The 17,823-nt window shown below is 52.9% G+C and carries 12 protein-coding genes and 4 pseudogenes; 9 read left to right on the top strand and 7 right to left on the bottom strand.

Annotated features, from left to right (window positions below):
• Positions 1 to 12: 12 nt before the first annotated feature.
• From PVOR_RS03220 to PVOR_RS03210, 3 genes and pseudogenes are all read right to left on the bottom strand, one after another.
• On the bottom strand, positions 13 to 1,203 hold the full coding sequence (locus PVOR_RS03220) for an acetyl-CoA C-acyltransferase (RefSeq protein ID WP_006207639.1): 1,191 nt from the start codon (positions 1,201 to 1,203) through the stop codon (positions 13 to 15).
• A 246-nt stretch (positions 1,204 to 1,449) separates the two neighbouring features.
• A pseudogene (locus PVOR_RS03215) lies at positions 1,450 to 3,892 on the bottom strand (3-hydroxyacyl-CoA dehydrogenase NAD-binding domain-containing protein).
• Positions 3,889 to 6,070 (bottom strand): annotated as a pseudogene (locus PVOR_RS03210) (heterodisulfide reductase-related iron-sulfur binding cluster). Before PVOR_RS03210 ends, PVOR_RS03215 begins: the two co-directional pseudogenes overlap by 4 nt.
• Positions 6,071 to 6,523: 453 nt before the next feature.
• Between PVOR_RS03210 and PVOR_RS03205 the strand changes: the two are divergent.
• From PVOR_RS03205 to PVOR_RS03195, 3 genes and pseudogenes are all read left to right on the top strand, one after another.
• A complete protein-coding gene (locus PVOR_RS03205) occupies positions 6,524 to 7,114 on the top strand; it encodes a TetR/AcrR family transcriptional regulator (RefSeq protein ID WP_006207636.1) in 591 nt (196 codons plus the stop codon).
• A gap of 38 nt (positions 7,115 to 7,152) precedes the next feature.
• A complete protein-coding gene (locus PVOR_RS03200; protein ID WP_006207635.1) occupies positions 7,153 to 7,920 on the top strand; it encodes an electron transfer flavoprotein subunit beta/FixA family protein in 768 nt (255 codons plus the stop codon).
• 271 nt (positions 7,921 to 8,191) lie between these two features.
• Positions 8,192 to 9,175: pseudogene (locus tag PVOR_RS03195) on the top strand (electron transfer flavoprotein subunit alpha/FixB family protein).
• Positions 9,176 to 9,359: 184 nt separating this feature from the next.
• On the opposite strand, the gene PVOR_RS03190 reads toward PVOR_RS03195, so the two are convergent.
• Positions 9,360 to 9,677 (bottom strand): MazG nucleotide pyrophosphohydrolase domain-containing protein, encoded by a 318-nt coding sequence (locus tag PVOR_RS03190; protein ID WP_006207632.1) that lies wholly within the window; start codon positions 9,675 to 9,677, stop codon positions 9,360 to 9,362.
• A gap of 224 nt (positions 9,678 to 9,901) precedes the next feature.
• On the opposite strand from PVOR_RS03190, the gene PVOR_RS03185 reads away from it, so the two are divergent.
• Complete coding sequence (locus PVOR_RS03185) at positions 9,902 to 10,480, top strand: TIGR00730 family Rossman fold protein (protein ID WP_006207631.1); 579 nt, start codon at positions 9,902 to 9,904, stop codon at positions 10,478 to 10,480.
• Between the two features lie 173 nt (positions 10,481 to 10,653).
• Here PVOR_RS03185 and PVOR_RS03180 read toward each other — a convergent pair.
• Together PVOR_RS03180 and PVOR_RS03175 are read right to left on the bottom strand one after the other, a co-directional pair.
• Positions 10,654 to 11,398: pseudogene (locus PVOR_RS03180) on the bottom strand (SDR family oxidoreductase).
• Between the two features lie 312 nt (positions 11,399 to 11,710).
• On the bottom strand, positions 11,711 to 12,319 hold the full coding sequence (locus PVOR_RS03175) for a TetR family transcriptional regulator (RefSeq protein WP_234972757.1): 609 nt from the start codon (positions 12,317 to 12,319) through the stop codon (positions 11,711 to 11,713).
• 214 nt (positions 12,320 to 12,533) lie between these two features.
• On the opposite strand from PVOR_RS03175, the gene PVOR_RS29475 reads away from it, so the two are divergent.
• The 3 genes from PVOR_RS29475 (at position 12,534) to PVOR_RS03165 (ending at position 14,210) form a co-directional block, all read left to right on the top strand.
• Positions 12,534 to 12,716: a helix-turn-helix transcriptional regulator gene (locus tag PVOR_RS29475; protein WP_083811659.1), complete on the top strand. Its 183-nt coding sequence runs from the start codon at positions 12,534 to 12,536 to the stop codon at positions 12,714 to 12,716.
• Between the two features lies 1 nt (position 12,717).
• Positions 12,718 to 13,506 (top strand): helix-turn-helix transcriptional regulator, encoded by a 789-nt coding sequence (locus tag PVOR_RS03170; RefSeq protein ID WP_006207629.1) that lies wholly within the window; start codon positions 12,718 to 12,720, stop codon positions 13,504 to 13,506.
• Positions 13,507 to 13,592: 86 nt separating this feature from the next.
• Positions 13,593 to 14,210 carry a GyrI-like domain-containing protein gene (locus tag PVOR_RS03165; protein ID WP_006207628.1) on the top strand — a complete coding sequence of 206 codons (618 nt, stop codon included), beginning with the start codon at positions 13,593 to 13,595 and terminating at the stop codon, positions 14,208 to 14,210.
• A gap of 95 nt (positions 14,211 to 14,305) precedes the next feature.
• Here PVOR_RS03165 and PVOR_RS03160 read toward each other — a convergent pair whose 3' ends face one another.
• Positions 14,306 to 15,019, bottom strand: coding sequence for a methyltransferase domain-containing protein (locus PVOR_RS03160; protein ID WP_006207627.1), 714 nt, complete (start codon positions 15,017 to 15,019; stop codon positions 14,306 to 14,308).
• Positions 15,020 to 15,215: 196 nt separating this feature from the next.
• On the opposite strand from PVOR_RS03160, the gene PVOR_RS03155 reads away from it, so the two are divergent.
• Both PVOR_RS03155 and PVOR_RS03150 read left to right on the top strand, forming a co-directional pair.
• A complete protein-coding gene (locus PVOR_RS03155; RefSeq protein ID WP_006207626.1) occupies positions 15,216 to 15,977 on the top strand; it encodes a kanamycin nucleotidyltransferase C-terminal domain-containing protein in 762 nt (253 codons plus the stop codon).
• 59 nt (positions 15,978 to 16,036) lie between these two features.
• On the top strand, positions 16,037 to 17,785 hold the full coding sequence (locus PVOR_RS03150) for a M28 family peptidase (protein ID WP_006207625.1): 1,749 nt from the start codon (positions 16,037 to 16,039) through the stop codon (positions 17,783 to 17,785).
• Positions 17,786 to 17,823 lie beyond the last annotated feature (38 nt).

Below are 17,823 nucleotides of genomic sequence, written 5' to 3'. Positions count from 1 at the left end.
CTCCAAGTCCCCTTACGCTCCGGCGGCGTGCACCTCGAACACCCCGGCGGCGCCCATACCGCCGCCGATGCACATGCTCACGACGCCGTAACCGCCGCCGCGGCGGGCGAGCTCGGAGACGAGGCTGACGGTCAGCTTGGCGCCGGTGCAGCCGAGCGGGTGACCGAGCGCAATGGCACCGCCATTGACGTTGACCTTGCTCTCGTCAATGCCCAAGGCACGGATGATGTGCAGACATTGCGAAGCGAACGCTTCGTTAATCTCGAACACATCCACTTGATCCAGCTCGATCCCTGCCATGCGCAGCGCTTTCGGGATCGCTTCGACGGGTCCTACCCCCATTATCTCTGGCTCAACGCCCGCCAGGGCGAACGATCTGAAGGTAGCCAGCGGCGTGAGACCCAGCTCCTCCGCTTTCTCGCGGCTCATGACGGCTACGGCTGCTGCACCGTCGCTAGTCTGGGACGCGTTGCCTGCGGTAACGGAACCGCCGAGGGCAAAGGCCGGCTTGAGCCTTGCCAATACCTCCGGGGAGGTATCCGGCCGCACCCCTTCATCCGTATCCACGGCGAAGTTGCTGCTGCGGACCTTGCCCTGCTCATCCGCGGCAGCCAGCGATACGTTCACGGGCACGATCTCGTCCCGGAACTTCCCTTCAGCGATGGCAGCCGCTGCCTTAGCGTGGCTGCTGGCCGCGAAGGCATCCTGCGCTTCGCGGGTAATGCCAAAACGGCGGGCCACCTCCTCTGCGGTGTGTCCCATGCCGATGTATACCTCAGACATCTCCTCCACAATTGTCGGATGCGGTGCTGGCTTGAAGCCGGTCATCGGCACATGGCTCATGCTCTCGACGCCGCCTGCCACGATGACTTCCGCATGGCCAAGCATAATGCGCTCTGCCGCAAAGGCGATCGCTTGCAGTCCCGAGGAGCAGAAGCGATTGACGGTCAGGGCAGGGACCGTCACCGGATATCCTGCATACAGCGAGATGATCCGCGCTACGTTGAGACCCTGCTCACCCTCCGGCATTGCACAGCCGAGAATGATGTCCTCGACATCCTCTTTTTTTAGACCCGGCGCACGCTCAATGACGGCTTCCAATACCGCCTTGCCAAGATCCTCTACGCGCGTCTGGGCGAAACTTCCTTTCTTTGCTTTCCCTACCGGAGTACGGGCAAGGGATACTATGACTGCTTCTCTCATGCCATTCACCTCATCAACTTGAAATGGTTGAATCCAATTCGGATATGATTGCTGGACACTAATCGGCCATGATATGAATTTGTAACGGGTGGAGCTAATTCAAGAGCCGCCATGATCTAACTTCAACAGCACGGATAACTGCCACCCACGCACTGTATGCACGGTTGATTTATCGAATCGCGTTTGACGAAAGATAACTAATCTTTAACTGTAAAGAAGCTCTCTCCAAAACAGCTCTCATCACTCCTAATTACGCAGCGGCTTGCCCTTTGCCAGCATGTGCTGCATGCGCTGCTGGGTTTTGGCCTCGCCGAGCAGGCTGAGGAACGCTTCGCGTTCCAGGTCGAGCAGGTGCTGCTCGCTTACTACAGTTCCAGCAGGAACGTCACCGCCCGTCAGAATATGAGCCAGCTTCTTCGCGATCAGCAGATCATGATCGCTGATGTAGCCGCTTCGCTTCATATCGATGGCACCCAGCTGAAGCACGGCACGGCCGTCGCGGCCGACAACGCGGGCTTTGCCCGGCTGTGGCGGCACATAGCCTGCCCGGTCCATCGCAAGGACCGCCTGCTTCGCTTCATAGATCCGGTAATCCTGATTCATGACCACCGTATCTCCGCTGCGTCCGTAACCCATGCGGATCGCTTCATGTCCGCTGGTCGATGCCTTCGCCATCGCCACCATCTCGAAGATCCTGTTGATCTCCGGCTGGAGATCATGGTCAGCATCCGGATGCCGGTTGCTGGTCATGAGCGCCAGTTCCTTGCAGCCGCCGCCTGCCGGAATGAGACCCACCCCTGTCTCCACGAGACCGAAATACGTCTCCGCCGAGAAGATGATTCGGTCGGCCGGCAGGCACGCTTCCACGCCGCCGCCGAGTGTCATCCGGTGAGGCGCAGCCACAACCGGCTTCTCCAGCCCCTTCAGCTTCATCATGCTGCCCTGGAACAGACGGATGATGTCATCCACCTCATCCCAGTCACCGCTCTGCGCTTCCATCAGCATGAGCATCAGGTTCGCGCCAACGTCAGAAGTTGCGGCCTTCGTTTGCGACCACGAGCCCGCGGTAATTCGCCCGAATCTCTTCGACGCTCTGCTGAATCATGACCAGAATATCGGCACCAATCGCATTATTCGGAGAGGTGAATTCAAGACACGCTACACCATCCCCAAGATCAATCAGGTTCGCGCCCGTGTTTGAGCGAATAATCCGGTTTTGCGACTTTAAAGTCTGCAGCGAGATCAGCTCCGGCTGAACCTCCATCCCTTTGTACTCGCCTTTGAAATAATGGAACGCCTCGCCGTCCTTCTGTTGATAGAAGGTCTTATTCCCGGCGGCAATCCAATCCTTCACCCAAGCCGGGACGGTCAGTCCTTCTGCTTCCATGCGCTGCACCGATTCCGGCAGTCCGATCAGATCCCAGGTCTCGAATGGACCGAGCTCCCAGTTGAAGCCCCATTTCATCGCGTTGTCGATGTCCTGAATGGAATCCGCGATCTCACCAAGCTTATCGGCAGCATATACAAGCACCTGCTTCAATACATTCCAGGCCAACTCCGAGTAGCGATCCTGCGTACTTAGGAATGCTTTGATCTTCCGTTTGGCTCCCTTCACCGCTTTCGCGGCTTCGATGGAAGCGGAGCTTATTTTGGCGCTCGGGTGGTACTCCATCGTTGACAGGTTGAGCGATAAGATCTGACTGCCTTTATCGCCCTTCACTTTTTTATAGAAACCCTGGCCGCCCTTCTCTCCGATCCAGCCGCGGGTGACAAGCTCATTCATCACATCAGGTACCGTGAACACGTCTTTCTCGGCGCCATCCGGCACTGAGTCGTAAACATTTCTCGCCACATGGACAAACGTATCGATGCCCACAAGATCCAGCGTACGGAAGGTTGCACTCTTCGGGCGTCCCAGAATCGGACCCGTGGCCGCATCCACTTCCTCCACCGTGTAGCTGTTCTTCACCATCTCCTGGAGCGTAACGAGGAGTCCGTAGGTGCCAATCCGGTTCGAGATGAAATTCGGCGTATCCTTTGCCAGAACAACCCCTTTGCCAAGGCGCTTCGTACAGAATTCAACCATGAACTTCGTAATATCCGGATCGGTGTCAAAGCCCGGGATAATCTCCAGAAGCTTCATATGACGCGGCGGATTGAAGAAATGGGTCCCCAGGAAATGACTTCGGAATTCCTCGCTGCAATCCTCGACCATGGCATTAACGGAAATACCGGAGGTGTTCGTGCTGACGATGGCCCCTTCTTTACGCACACCTTCGATCTGCTTGAAGATGCTTTTCTTGATTTCCAGACGCTCCGTGACCACTTCAATGATCCAGTCCGCATCCTTCAACTGGCTTAGATGATCCTCCGTGTTCCCCGGCGTGATCCGGCTCACAAAGTCGGCGCTGTACAGCGGGGCCGTGCTGGATTTAGGCAGTGCCGCAACGGCCTTGGCTGCAAGCCTGCTTCGAACCTTGGGATGATCCAGCGTCAAGCCGGCTTTCTCCTCCTCGGCGGTCAAGGAATTCGGAACGATGTCGAGCAGCAGACAGGGAATTCCTGCATTGGCTAGATGGGCGGCAATACCCGACCCCATGACACCAGAGCCGATTACGGCTGCTTTGGTTATGTTTCGACCTGCGACACCGGAACCGCTGACGACTTCTTTGGTAATGGTATTACTCATTGCACAACGACCTCCTGTTCATGGATTTCAGATAGACCAAATACGGATAATTCCAAGATTTCCGCGATGTCTCGCGTTTTGACGCTTTCTTCCACTTCCTTCAGCTTCGTGCCATCCTCCAGCATCGTCAGGCAGAACGGACAAGCCGAACTGATCATGGTCGGCGACACGGACAGCGCCTGCTCGGTACGCGCCAGATTCACGCGCTTGCCAGCGTCCTCTTCCATCCACATCTGACCGCCGCCGGCGCCGCAGCACATCCCGTTCTCCCGGCTGCGCTCCATCTCCAGCAGCTCGACGCCCGGAATGGCGCGCAGTACATTGCGCGGCTGATCATATACGTCGTTATAACGCCCAAGGTAGCAGGAGTCATGATACGTGATTTTCTCCTGAACCTGATACTGTGGCTTAAGACGTCCTTCCTTCACCAGACTGATCCAGCAGCTCCGTATGGTGAATCACTTCGGCCGTGAGACCAAATTCCGGATATTCGTTCTTGAAAATATTGAATGTATGCGGACAAGCTGTGACAATCCGTTTCACATCGTACTTCTGGAACATCTCGATGTTCTCCATGCACAGCTGCTGGAACAGAAATTCATTGCCCATGCGGCGCGGCGTGTCGCCCGAATTCTTCTCCTCGTTGCCCAGAATGGCGAAGTTGACGCCTGCTTCGTTCATCAGCCGGACGAAGGCCCGGGTAATCTTGCGGCTGCGGTTGTCATACGAACCCATAGACCCGACAAAGAACAGCACATCAAAATCCGGATTCTCCTTCACGGTAGGAATCTTCAGCTCCAGAGTTCCTTCGGGATCAACCTCCTTCACCCACTTGCTGCGATCCGCACGGCTGATCCCCCAAGGGTTGCCCTGACGCTCGATGTTCTGCATCGCGCGCTGTCCTTCCTGCGGCACGCTGCCCTCCATCAGAACGAGATGGCGCCGGAGATCCACGATTTTGTCGACATGCTCGTTAGCTACCGGACATTGATCCTCACAGTTGCGGCAGGTGGTGCATGCCCAGATCTCTTCCTCCGTCATGACGCCGCCGATCAATTGAACGTCCTTCGGGTCTACCCCCTCGACTTGATGCCAGGAGCTCTTCTGCACGTCCATCGTCGGACCGATATCAGTAATCCCCTCGCCCTTCCAGCCGACAAGAGCCAGATCCGTAGCAGCCATGGAGTGAACACCAGGCGATCCAAACACCGACGCTGGCATCCACGCCGATTTGGAGGTGAGTGCGGCTCCTTTTTCCGTCAGATGATCCCTGAGCTTGACAATCATGTGCATCGGCGATAGCAGCTTGCCTGTATTCGATGCCGGACATACGTTAGTGCATCTTCCGCACTCCACGCAGGCGTAGAAATCGAGCATCTGCTTCTGCGTAAAGTCCTCAATCTTGCCCACCCCGAATTCCTCGGCCTCTTCATCCTCCAGATCGAGCTTGCTGAGCTTGCCTGGAGGATCCGTGCGGCGTACCAGGATGTTGATCGGTGCCGTAATGAGGTGAAAATGCTTCGATTGCGGTACATAGAGGAGGAACGACAGCAGAATAAGCAGATGGAGCCACCAGAACACGAAATAACCAACCGTGACCGCCACCGGCGGCATCCAGGTGAAAACAGCCGCAATGCTGGATGAGATGGGCGCCATCGCCGACCACGCCAGTCCTTCCCGAAGCCGTTCAAAAGCCATCGTCAGCAGTACCGAGGCCATCAGCGCCGTGATGAAAAACACGACAATGCTGGGCTTCCACCCTCGCTTCAGCCGCTTCAGCTTCTCGCCGTAACGCCGGTAAGCTGCATAACCGATTGCCAGCAGGATCAGTGTCACCGTTATCTCCTGCATGAGGATGAAGCCGCCATGCCCCGGAATCGGCAAGCTGTGCCCTGACAGCCCCTTCCATATAATGTCGAGCGCACCGAACTGCAAAATGATAAAACCATAAAAAACGATAAAGTGCATGATACCGCTCTTGCGGTCCTTGAACAGCTTGCTCTGTCCGAACACCTGAATGGCGAATTGGCTCAGGCGTTCCTTCATATCCTTCTTCAAATTCGCTGGCTTGCCCAGACGGATATACAGGTACCGTCGATACACCACCGTAGCGAACATGTACACTGCCCAGCCGGTGATCCCGACAAAGAGAAGCGCGTTGATTAGTTGTAGAATCATCTCTCTTCAGCCCCTTGCGTTAGAATCATCTGCCCTGGTTCTTCTAATAGTGCAGTCTTAATTTCGAAGACTCGTTCACTCCTTCCACAATCCGGATCGTCATGGTGTCCATGTCGGGACAAATATATGAAGCGCTTTCATTGGAGCTGCAAAAATAGACCTCCACATCGTGCCTTGCCGACCACTCTAAACCGAACATGAATTCTTAGCTGCATCACTTCATCTGTACTAGCCTAACGGATACCCAGCTGCTTCGTTTCTTCCGGTTGAACTGCTGTCGATTGCTCTGATATGAACGCCTTAATTGCTGCCCTTCTACGCCTGCTTCATCAAATTCCCGGGGTCTTCGCAACCCATCGTTGACAACGACATGAACGTATTTTATGATGGATACAAGAAATGAATGAGTATTCATTCATAATTTTAACTGTATTCTAACATCGGGGTGAGCATATGACAAGTAAAAAAAATGATAAATATTACCTTATTCTCCAGGGCGCCCTGCAAGTATTCGCCGAAAACGGCTATCACCGGTCCCAGGTATCCAAGATTGCCAAGGCTGCCGGCGTAGCTGACGGCACCATCTATTTGTATTTTAAGAGGAAAGAGGATATCCTCATTTGCCTGTTCCAGGAGAAGCTCGGCGAGCTGGTCGGCAAATTCCACGAAAGTGTGGAAGGCACCGCGGACGCGGTGGAAGCGCTGCGTACGGTGTGCAGCATTCATTTTTCCGAGCTGGAGAGCAATCCCGAATTCGCTTATGTCACACAGATTGAGCTGCGGCAGAGCGATTTGGAGCTGCGGAAGGAAATTGGCAACGCGCTTAAGCCATATATTGTGCTGATCGAGAATATCCTGGAACAGGGCATTATTGAACAGAAATTCCGCTCCGACCTGAACATCAAGCTGGTGCGCAACCTGATATTTGGCGCCATGGACGAAGCGGTAACCTCTTGGCTGATCTCCGGCCGCAAATATTCTCTGTCCGATCAGGCGGAGGAGACGCTCAGCTTTTTTCTGAACGGTGTTTCCAGCGGACAATAAGTCCTGCTGATATTCATATTGAAGGGAGAGTTTAACCGATGAAGATTGTAGTACTGCTTAAACAGACCTTTGACACAGAGGAAAAAATCACGATTGAAAACGGATCGATTGCCGAGGATGGGGTGAAATTTGTAATCAATCCGTATGATGAATATGCTGTGGAAGAAGCCGTGAAGCTTCGGGATGACCATGGCGGCAGCGTAACACTCCTGTCCGTCGGACCGGATCGTACCGCAGAGGCCCTTCGAACCGCGCTCGCGATGGGTGCTGATGATGCCGTACTGATCTCCGATGAGCGGATTCCAGACGATGAGTATGCGGTGTCGAAGGTGCTGCATGCGTATTTGTCCAGGGAAAACCCGGACCTAATCCTCGGCGGCAATTTCTCGGTGGACCGCGGTTCAGGTCAAGTGGCGATTCGCCTTGCCCGTCTCCTCGGTATTTCCCATACCGGCTCCATCACCAAACTTACGCTGAACGGTACCACGGCTGAAGTACACCGGGACGCCGAAGGCGATCTCGAAGTGCTGGAGGTTCAGCTGCCTGCTATCTTCACGGCACAGCAGGGGTTGAATGAACCTCGCTATCCATCGCTGCCAGGTATCATGAAGGCCAAGAAGAAGCCTTTTCAGACGTTGTCGCTGGATGATCTCGGATTATCGGAAGGCGACATTCAGCCAGCAACGAAGCAAAGCGAATTGTCGTTGCCGCCGGAGCGCAGTGCCGGAGTCATTCTCAAGGGTGAGCCTGCCGAAGTGGCACATGAGCTGGTATCCTTGCTGCGCACCCAGTCGAAGGTGATCTGAGTATTAGGGAATGAACGTATGAATCCCTTTGAATCTCACTTCTGAATGCGGTTACATGACATCAACAGTGCACCCTGCCCTCATTCCTTATGTATTCTGATTGTATGGTTTACAGGCTGTCCGTCATGCACGCTTTTCGCCTGGTTGCTTTAGTGAATTGGGCCAACAGCGATTTTTGAAGTATCATCCGCATTCGCTTGGTTGTTAAGACAAGTCGGAATCGTAAAACTCTTTTCACTTCAATCTCAATTGGAACTTAGGAGGTTATGATATGAGCAAAACGATATTAGTATATGCCGAGAACCGGGATGGACGGCTGCGGCAGGTTGCCCTTGAGACCTTGGGCGCTGCCCGTTTAATTGCAGCTGATGATGACAGCATCCGCATTCTGGTTGCAGGAGCCAACATAACGGAAGCCGTATCGGCCCTGAACGGATATGGTGCTGATACGATCTATACTGTCGAGCATGATGATCTGGAAAGTTATAATCCTGAGGCTTATATGGCGGCCATTGAGGCCGTTATTCATCAGGCGCGGCCGGATGCGGTGCTCTTCGGGCATACGGCCATCGGCCGTGATTTGGCCCCGCTGGTAGCCGCGTCCCTGAATGCCGGACAGATTTCCGACGTGACGGCAATCGAGAACGAAGCTGGAGAAGCGGTGTTCACTCGCCCGCTCTATGCGGGCAAAGCTTTTGAGAAACGTGTGTTCCAGAACGGGCCATGGGTCGTAACGGTGCGTCCGAACAATATTCCTGCCGCGGAAGCCGTAGAAGGTGCAAGCACTAGCGTTGAGGACATCGCTTACCCGGCCCCCTCCCTCCGCTCCGTGGTAAAGGACGTCGTTCGCAAGACCACGGGAAAAATCGACCTCTCGGAAGCTAAAATCGTCATTTCCGGCGGTCGCGGCGTCAAGAGCGCGGAAGGCTTCCAGCCGCTGGAGGAGCTGGCGGACCTGCTCGGCGGCGCCGTCGGCGCATCCGCGCCGGTAGCGTGACGTATCGCCGGCTACTGCGATTACGCGCTCCAGATCGGGCAGACGGGCAAAGTGGTCACACCCGAAATTTATATTGCCTGCGGCATTAGCGGAGCCATCCAGCATTTGGCGGGCATGAGCCAATCCCGGGTCATTATTGCCATCAATAAAGACCCCGAGGCTCCTATCTTCAAAGTGGCGGATTACGGCATCGTCGGCGACCTGTTCGATATCGTTCCCTTGCTGACGCAGGAGTTCCGCAAAGTGCTGGTGTCATAACATTTTGTCATAACGACTTCATGTGATCATACAACGTCAATAGGCTGCACCCCATCGTCCAAGGGACCTTGGGGGCAGCCTTCTTTGCTGCGTCATTCTGTGGTAGGCACGCCTTTGGAATTAAGAGTTTTCCAGGGACTTCCTTACCACCTGCTTGCGAAACAGACGCTATCCCATATCTCCATTAAGAGCCAAACCGCTTCAGCAGCTTGTGCTGATGGGCCGTGAATGCTTCTTCCAGCGTGATATCATAGAGATCGGCCAGCAGCGAAATGTTACCGAGCACGTCGCCGATTTCCTCCACCAAATCCTGCTTGAGCCGTTCCCTGGACTGGGCCTCCTCATCGGGCCGATCCCTGCCAATCTCATAAGCGCGGACGGCACGTGCCGTTTCCCCTGTCTCCTCCATCAAGAATCCGACCCGAATAAAGGGGCCGTACCCGGACCAGCCTCGCTCCCCGTAAAACTTTTTAATCCATTGCTGCGCTTCATTCATATCCATAGCTTGTGCTACCTCCGCGATTCCTTGGGATGAACCAACCCATCCCCTAATTTTTTACATAATTCGAGATCAAACTCAAGATCATGTTAACACGTATGTCATAAGCTAAGAGAGGCAAACCTAACATTGAAGCGATATGTATCCCTGCGTTCCATGACATAGATCACTATATATAGTATAATTACTTCATTATAATATCAACATCTGGTTAAGGAGTGTGCGAATTGAAATCTATATGCGTATTTGCAGGATCCAACATGGGTGAACATCCCGATTATAAAGCGAAGGCTGCCGAGCTTGGCAGGCATATTGCCCACAACCAATACAAGCTTGTGTACGGCGGCTCCAGAATCGGATTGATGGGCGAAGTGGCTGATGCCGTATTGCAAAATGGCGGCGAGGTCATCGGAGTCATGCCCAGGGGGCTGTTCAAAGGCGAGATTGTACATACCGAGCTGACCCAGCTCATTGAAGTCGCTGACATGCATGAACGCAAAGCAACGATGTCGAGACTGTCCGACGGTTTTATTGCCATGCCGGGCGGTTTTGGAACCTATGAGGAATTGTTCGAGGTGTTGTGCTGGTCCCAAATCGGGATTCACCAGAAGCCGATCGGACTGCTGAGCATCCGGGATTATTTCGAACCGTTCATGAAGCTGATTCAATACAGCATCACAGAGGGCTTCTCCAATGCCTCCCACTTAAACCTGATCAATATATCCAATGACCCGCTCAAGCTGCTGGAACTCATGGACAGCTACACGCCACCGACGCTGGACATGAAGTGGAAAGACCTTGAGTAGAAACCATTTGCCGGATATGACCACCGGACTCCCTCGGTCAGGATACATCCTTGAATGCGCAGGCTCATAAGGAAATCCAACAACAGCCATCACTGTCATTGGGTACACAAAAAGCACCGGGAATCCCGGTGCTTTTCTCTTATCCTCGCACATCCTGATTAACGTCGCGGATTTTACACGAATCCCCCGTTCACGCGGAGTGTTTGACCCGTGATCCATTTTGACTCCTCGCCAGCCAGAAACAATACCACTCCTGCGACATCATCCGGTTCACCCAGACGTCCGAAGGCATTCATGTTCACGATGCCCGCAATCTGTTCCTCCGACTTGCCTTCCATGAACAGTTCCGTATGGATCGGCCCGGGTAGCCACCGCGTTAATCGTGATGCCTTTGGGACCGAATTCTTTGGCCAACTGACGCGTAAACTGCTCCACAGCGCCCTTCGTGCCTGCATATACGCTGTAAGACGGGAACATCTGTCCAGCCACCGACGTCGAGAAATTGATAATGCGGCCGCCCGAATTCATATGCTGAAAGGCCTGCTGAATCGCAAAATAAGTTCCCTTCACGTTAATCGCGAACTGCTTATCGAAATCCTCCTCCGTCATGGACGCGATCGGCTTGGTTGTCATGATCCCCGCATTGTTCACCAGGATATCCATTCCACCATAAACCTCCAACGTTTGACGGAACAGCATCTCGATCTCCGCCACTTGGCTGATATCGGCTTGAATCGCCACTGCTTCGCCACCGCGCAACTTAATGCTGCTCACAACTTCCTCTGCTTTGGCCGGGCTGTTCGCATAGTTTATAACGACCTTGGCCCCGTTCTCCGCAAGCACTATTGCAATTTCGCGTCCTATGCCTCTTGATGCGCCGGTTACGATGGCTACTTTGCCAATCAAGCTGTTTTTCATGATAAAAGCCTCCCGCTTGCGAATTTGTATATCTGTAAATGCTGGTGCGTGAATATCTCATCAGATGGATCAAGGACCTATAGGTATCTTATTCGCCATTGATTATATGCCGAGTCCTAACAAATAACAAGTGACAATTTTATATATTTGTCATTCACTCGCTTGATAAATGCATACAAAAAAGATGCTCTTCCATGCGAGTATCGCCAGGATCAGCATCTTTTTACATAGGGAACGATCTTACCACGCTTCTCCAAGGGCAGCATGAACCTTTAGGATGACCGTCGAACAGGCCTTATTCCATTTTTCGCATTATTCAGACCCGTTAACGGTTGATTTCATGATTCCCGACAGCAATAACGCCCATACCGAGTCAAAATCTGCTTCAGTCTCGCTGGAGCTCCACTGATAGGCATGCGCCGGATGATGGAACTGGGACGTTGCCATGAACAAGGCCTTGGCCACCGGCTCCGGCTCGCCCGACTTAAATTCACCGGCACGCATTCCTTGTTTGATGATCTGGGCAATCTGCCCGGTCAATAACTTCACATGCGTATCAATCATCATGACGGCATCCAGCGTCACGGTGGTGTACATGGCAAACATCTCGGGGTCTTCCAGAACGTAATTCCGCTTGGTCCGGATGAGAGTATCCATCCATAACCGCAATCGATCAGCGGCGCTGCCATCCGTTCCGTCTGCAATTTCTTGCAACGGATCTGCAATCCGCTGCAGCCAGCGCTCGGTAACGGCTTCCCTGAGGGCCGCTTTGCTGGGAAAATGCCGATACAGGGAGCCATGGCTGACCTGAAGCGCTTTGGCAACGTCGACAACCGATGTTTTCTCAGGACCATAACGCCGCAGCGTCTGTTCGGCCGCATCTAATATGGCTTCTTTCGTTAAAGGCTGATCATGTGACATATATTTCAATGAGCGATGGTGAATGATAGACATCATCCCTCAACCCCATTCTCACGCCCCCTCTCTCTGCTGAACACATTATAACAAACAAGCCTTCGATATCCATATGGATCTTCTTCATCTTCTTGGTCACTGCCATGCATGGATTGGTATAATATGATCATTCATCCGGAAGCCACAACCTAAAATAACGTTAAGAAAGCGAGTGTGGACCATGGCTAAACTGGACTATCTGCTCTCCATTCTGTGGTTACTTCGATCCCATGGAAAAATGACAGCTGAACAATTGACCGAGAGACTTGAGTTAAGTGTCCGAACGGTCTATCGATATATCGACACACTGGGTGTGAGCGGAGTCCCCATTATATCCGAATCCGGGCATGGGGGGGGGCTTTAGGTTGCCTGATACTTTTTTGAGCGTGCCTTTGTTCTTCGAATTAACCGAGCTTAAGGCCATGGAACACAGTGCGCTCCTAGCCCGGCATGCGGACTACCCTTTTACGGATGCGCTTGAAAAAGCACTTTCCAAGATTGAGCACCGGCTTCAGGAATCCCAATTGGAGGACTTGAGGCGTCATGTCGGCAGTATTAATGTCCTTTCCCCTTCACAGGGTGCCCTGCTTCAGCCCCTATTGCGTGAGTTAGAGCAAGCTGTCGCTACACGGGAAACGCTAATCCTTCACTATGCGAAGTCATCCAGCAGTTCCGCTCAAGAACGCCACATCGATCCCTATGGTCTCATCTACCGTCTCGGCAAGTGGTATTTGACTGCTTACTGCCATACACGGGAAGCCCTCCGCGTGTTCCGAGTGGACCGGATGAAGAGCCTGTCGTTAACAGGTCGCACATTTGAAATGCCGGAGCATTTCTCGGTCCAAGACTACCTGAGCAATGTTCATGAACATCAGGATCAGGTAACCATGGATACGCCGTCTGTGACCGTGCGCCTTCAGGGTCATACCGAAGCGCTGGACGCGATATGCAACCAGTGGTTTCTGCAGCCTTATCTTGTCGTCAGAAGAACTGAGTATGAAGCCGAGTTCCATATACAGCCTGACCGGATGATGAAATACATGCCGTATCTCCTGCTTTCTTTTGGCAGATCAATCAACGTGCTTGAACCGAAGGAGCTGCGCAGCGCTCTCTTCGAAACGGCAAGGGATCTTGCGAATTATTACGATGAATAATCTTTTAACAACTTCACTGACTCTCATGCAGTCAGTGAAGTTATTTTATGATAGGCATAATTCATGAGCAAAAAGGAGAGATTCGTATGCTGCTTCCTAAACTCGATCTGACCAAAAGCGATAAAACCTATTACACAGCCGGAAACACGCCTGAGCTTGTGCAATATGATCCCCTACCCTATCTGTCATTAGCAGGCCAAGGCGCACCCGAAAGCTCCATGTTCGAGGATGCTACCGAGGCGTTGTATACCGTCGCTTATGGAGTTAAGGGATATTGCAAGACGGAAATTCAGGATTTTACGGTTCCTAAACTTGAGGGACAATGGTGGGTGGACTCGGATCAGTATGGTTTGGAGGTTCCGAAAGAGGAATGGTATTGGAAGCTGCTCATTCGGATGCCGGCGTTTGTCACCCCGGAGATCGTGGACTCCGCTCGGGACAAAGCCTTCTCCAAGAAAAATCATCTGGAACCCATTCAGCGAGTGGTATTGGAGACAATACATGAGGGGCTATGCGTCGAAATCATGCATATCGGCCCCTACAGCACAGAGCCGGATACGCTGGCGAAAATGTATGCATTCATGAAACAGCATGCTTACGTCCCGAACGGACTGCACCATGAGATTTATTTATCCGACCCCCGAAAAGCCGCCTCCTCCTCCATGAAAACCATTCTTCGTGCTCCTGTAAGACAGGAGCAATAGATGGGTTCAGTGAATACGGTACAATCTGTTGTGCTGACGACAGCCACCATCCCCAACCAAAAGAGGAAGCCGGTACATAACCGGCTCCCCCATATCTATAACTTGCGGATGCTCAGCAGCGTGCTGCCGTTTCGCATAAACTCGTAAGGCACCTTGTTCTCTGTCACCACCAGGCCTTCTGCCTCCAGCTCGTGAATCAAGCGATCCAGATGGTCGTAACGGGATCCCGTTAAATCGGTTAACGGAAAGATGCGGACCTCCTCCGAGGCGACCCGCAGCAGCTCCTGTATCGTCTGCTTGTGAAAGTCATAATCCAAGCGGTCGCTGTACATAAACAGAAAATGGGCGGACAGCACCAGATCAAACTGCTCGTCATGAAAAGGCAGCTCCGGCAGAACCGCAGCGACGTAGCGCCCCGGAAGCTCCCTCATATGCTGCACGCAATCCTGGAGTGCTTGGTGGCGATGTCGGCTAAGCCCCTCCACATCTCCATAGTAATCCCAGACATAATTGCTCTTCGCCCGTTCTATCGTTTCCATGGCATGCCGGATATCCTGCAATCCCTTGCGCTCCAGATCATCAGGCTTGTGATCATAGGTTATATCGCTTGCGGTAATATCGAGTCCAAGCCTCGAACCGTGCGCGGTGAACGAACACGCTCCCCCGGGACAATCCAGAATCCTTTTTCCGACAAGCTCCTCCATGCGCAAATCAAACATGTTGTTATACTCTTCAAACGTGCGGCCAATGAACACAACCCGATCCAGTTCCTGCTTGGTCTTGCCTGCACTCTGCTCATCTCTGCTCATCTCTTCTCACCTCAGCTATATGATTTGACTGCGGACGCTACAGTTTCCTGTTTACCCACAAGTATATACTACCATAACATGGAAAATCCGAATAACAATTTCATCATTTCACAGAATCCTGAATTTCACGACGGGTTCAGCGGTCGTATTTATACTATAATGTAGATAATTAACTTTCTTCGAAGGAGATTGTCCTATGTTACCTTATCCAGCCGCTACGACCAGAGAAGAGAAAATGAACATCATTCATCAAATGAAAGACCGACTGCTTCAACTGCATGGCGATGATATTCTGGCCATTGGCTTGTACGGTTCGATCGCGCAGGGAATAGATGGCCCATACTCGGATATTGAACTTCGAGTTGTCACGAAGGACGGGGTATCCCTGCCTGGCCACGAATTCATATACGATCCCTTCAAAATCGAAATCGGCATGGTACAAAAAGGTGAAATATTCAAAGCAGCATCGTCTGTGGATGATTCCTGGGCTATTACAGCCGGCGCTTACGTACATTTACAGGAACTCTACGACCCAACCAATCTGTTGGAGGAAATCCGAGAATTGCCCCTTCAGGTTTCAGACGAAGCCATTAGAGAAACGATGAGGGAGTTCATGATCTGGGAGCCCTACGAAACGATGGGCAAAATACGGAACAATGTCCAAGCCGGGAACCTCTGTTACCTGCCACTGGGCGCAAAGGATCTGACCTGGCAGACGGCCAAGCTGATTGGACTCGCCAACCGAACATTTTATAATACAAGAGCCAAAACGCTGGAAGAATCGCTGTCCCTGGAATCCAGACCTTCGGGGTATGATGAGTTGGCGCAATTGGTGATGCGCGGCCAGCTTCTCCAGATCGATCATCTCTATGAGCTGTGTGAACGGCTCTGGACCGGACTTAACACGTGGTATGAAAAAATGAATATTGAATATAAATCAAAAGAGCTTCCATTCTAATGGGAGCTTTTGCTTTGCAGCATTGGCCTGAATGATCCCATAAGGAAGTGAGTATTAACATGCAAATTCAATTGAGCAGACCACCGGACCGCAAGCCGCCTTATTGGCTGCCGCTTACGACCATCCTCGCCGTCATACTCGTGATCTCCCTCATGCTGTGGTTCGAGAAACCGCCGCAAGCCAGAAGCACCGATACCCCCGCAACCGAATTCTCTGCTGAACGCGCAATGGTCCATGTCGAGCAAATCGCCCAGCAGCCCCATCCGCTGGGATCTTCCGCCCATGCAGAGGTGAGGGCCTATTTGGTGGAACAGATGGAGCAGCTAGGCTTGAACCCGGACGTACAAGAATTTAATGGCCGCCTGACAACGAAATACATCGACCAGAGCGTTCAGCTTACGAACATCTTGGGTGTCATTAAAGGCACAGGATCCGGTAAACCGCTCCTGCTCATGTCCCACTACGACTCCGTTCCGGCCGGACCCGGGGCCAATGATGCTTCGGTCAGCGTTGCCTCATTGCTGGAAACGGCACGAGCGACTCAAGCTGGTCCCCCGCCACAGAACGACATATGGATCCTGCTTACAGACGGGGAAGAGAAAGGGCTGTTGGGTGCTGAAGTGTTCTTCCGGGATCCTCAGCACCGCGAGATCGGCATGATTGCGAATTTTGAAGCCCGGGGATCGAAGGGCTCGTCCTTCATGTTCCAGACGAGTGATGGCAACGGGCGAATCATCGAAGAATATGCCCGGGCTGTATCCAACCCGGTCAGCAACTCCCTCTTGGTGGCCCTGTACAAACAGCTTCCGAATGATACCGATCTGACGGTGGCGCTGGAGCACGGTCTTCCGGGGCTGAACTTTGCCTATGGTGATGGGTGGGTAGCTTATCATACTCCTATGGACAACACGGACAACGTCTCCCTTGAGACCATGCAGCATCAAGGCGAGAACGCACTCGCCATGGCTAAACATTTCGGCAATCTCGACTTGTCTGACCTGTCTTCGGAAGGCGACCGCGTCTATTTCAATCTGTTCGGACTGCTGCTTCACTACCCTGCAAAATGGGTGGTTGCCATCACCCTTGTGCTCGCGGCGATATGGCTGGGTTTGGTGTTCATGTTTGCCCGCATCTCATCTCTCAGCATAAAGGGGAGCCTGATCGGCCTGCTGATCCCGATTCTGGCAGCTGTTCTATCCACCGCGCTAAGCTATGGCTTATGGAAGCTGATTGATGCGCTGTGGGCCGGTAAAATGACGCAGCCCTCAGGCGCAACCTACGACTCACTTCTGTACAGTGTCAGCTTCATACTGGTAACACTCATCGTTCATGTTGCCCTTACCCGATGGATCCTACGGAAAGCGAATGAACTGGAAATGCTGCTGGGGGGAGCATTCTTATTCCTGCTGCTGCTTGTCGGCTCATCCTGGCTCCTGCCGGGAGCAAGTTATCTGTTTGCGATTCCGCTGCTGGTCCATTTCATCGCTTTAGCGTGGGCGGCATTTACCCGGGATCCGCTGCAATCCTTGCATCATCCAGCTGTGGTACTCACCACCACGCTCGTTCCTATCCTGTTGTTCGCCTCCATCTTTCATATTGTGTTCCTTTTGCTGCCGCCTGGGATTCACCTGTTCAGCGTTGTCCTGGTTGGGTTCATCCTTGCCTTGATGTCACCGGCCGTACGAATGCTCGCGCAAGCCTGGAAATGGGCCGTACCGGCTGCCTTCATCGCCATCATCGTTCTGCTCGGCATCGGCTGGACTCAGGCCGAGCCCGGACCGGATCGGCCCGTGTACGAGAGAAGGTAGCCTACGTCTCGCACCTACCGTGCTGATCCCATGTACGA

The sequence above is a fragment of the Paenibacillus vortex V453 genome (genome assembly GCF_000193415.1).
Lineage (GTDB): Bacteria > Bacillota > Bacilli > Paenibacillales > Paenibacillaceae > Paenibacillus_AQ > Paenibacillus_AQ glucanolyticus.
Note: the sequence above shows the minus strand (reverse complement) of the source record. Positions and strands in the feature narration are given on the sequence as shown.

Coding starts and splice junctions, on each gene's coding strand:
- PVOR_RS03220 (WP_006207639.1), bottom strand. CDS start 1,203: ATGAGAGAAGCAGTCATAGTATCCCTTGCCCGTACTCCGGTAGGGAAA.
- PVOR_RS03205 (WP_006207636.1), top strand. CDS start 6,524: ATGACAAGTAAAAAAAATGATAAATATTACCTTATTCTCCAGGGCGCC.
- PVOR_RS03200 (WP_006207635.1), top strand. CDS start 7,153: ATGAAGATTGTAGTACTGCTTAAACAGACCTTTGACACAGAGGAAAAA.
- PVOR_RS03190 (WP_006207632.1), bottom strand. CDS start 9,677: ATGGATATGAATGAAGCGCAGCAATGGATTAAAAAGTTTTACGGGGAG.
- PVOR_RS03175 (WP_234972757.1), bottom strand. CDS start 12,319: ATGTCACATGATCAGCCTTTAACGAAAGAAGCCATATTAGATGCGGCC.
- PVOR_RS29475 (WP_083811659.1), top strand. CDS start 12,534: ATGGCTAAACTGGACTATCTGCTCTCCATTCTGTGGTTACTTCGATCC.
- PVOR_RS03165 (WP_006207628.1), top strand. CDS start 13,593: ATGCTGCTTCCTAAACTCGATCTGACCAAAAGCGATAAAACCTATTAC.
- PVOR_RS03160 (WP_006207627.1), bottom strand. CDS start 15,019: ATGAGCAGAGATGAGCAGAGTGCAGGCAAGACCAAGCAGGAACTGGAT.
- PVOR_RS03155 (WP_006207626.1), top strand. CDS start 15,216: ATGTTACCTTATCCAGCCGCTACGACCAGAGAAGAGAAAATGAACATC.
- PVOR_RS03150 (WP_006207625.1), top strand. CDS start 16,037: ATGCAAATTCAATTGAGCAGACCACCGGACCGCAAGCCGCCTTATTGG.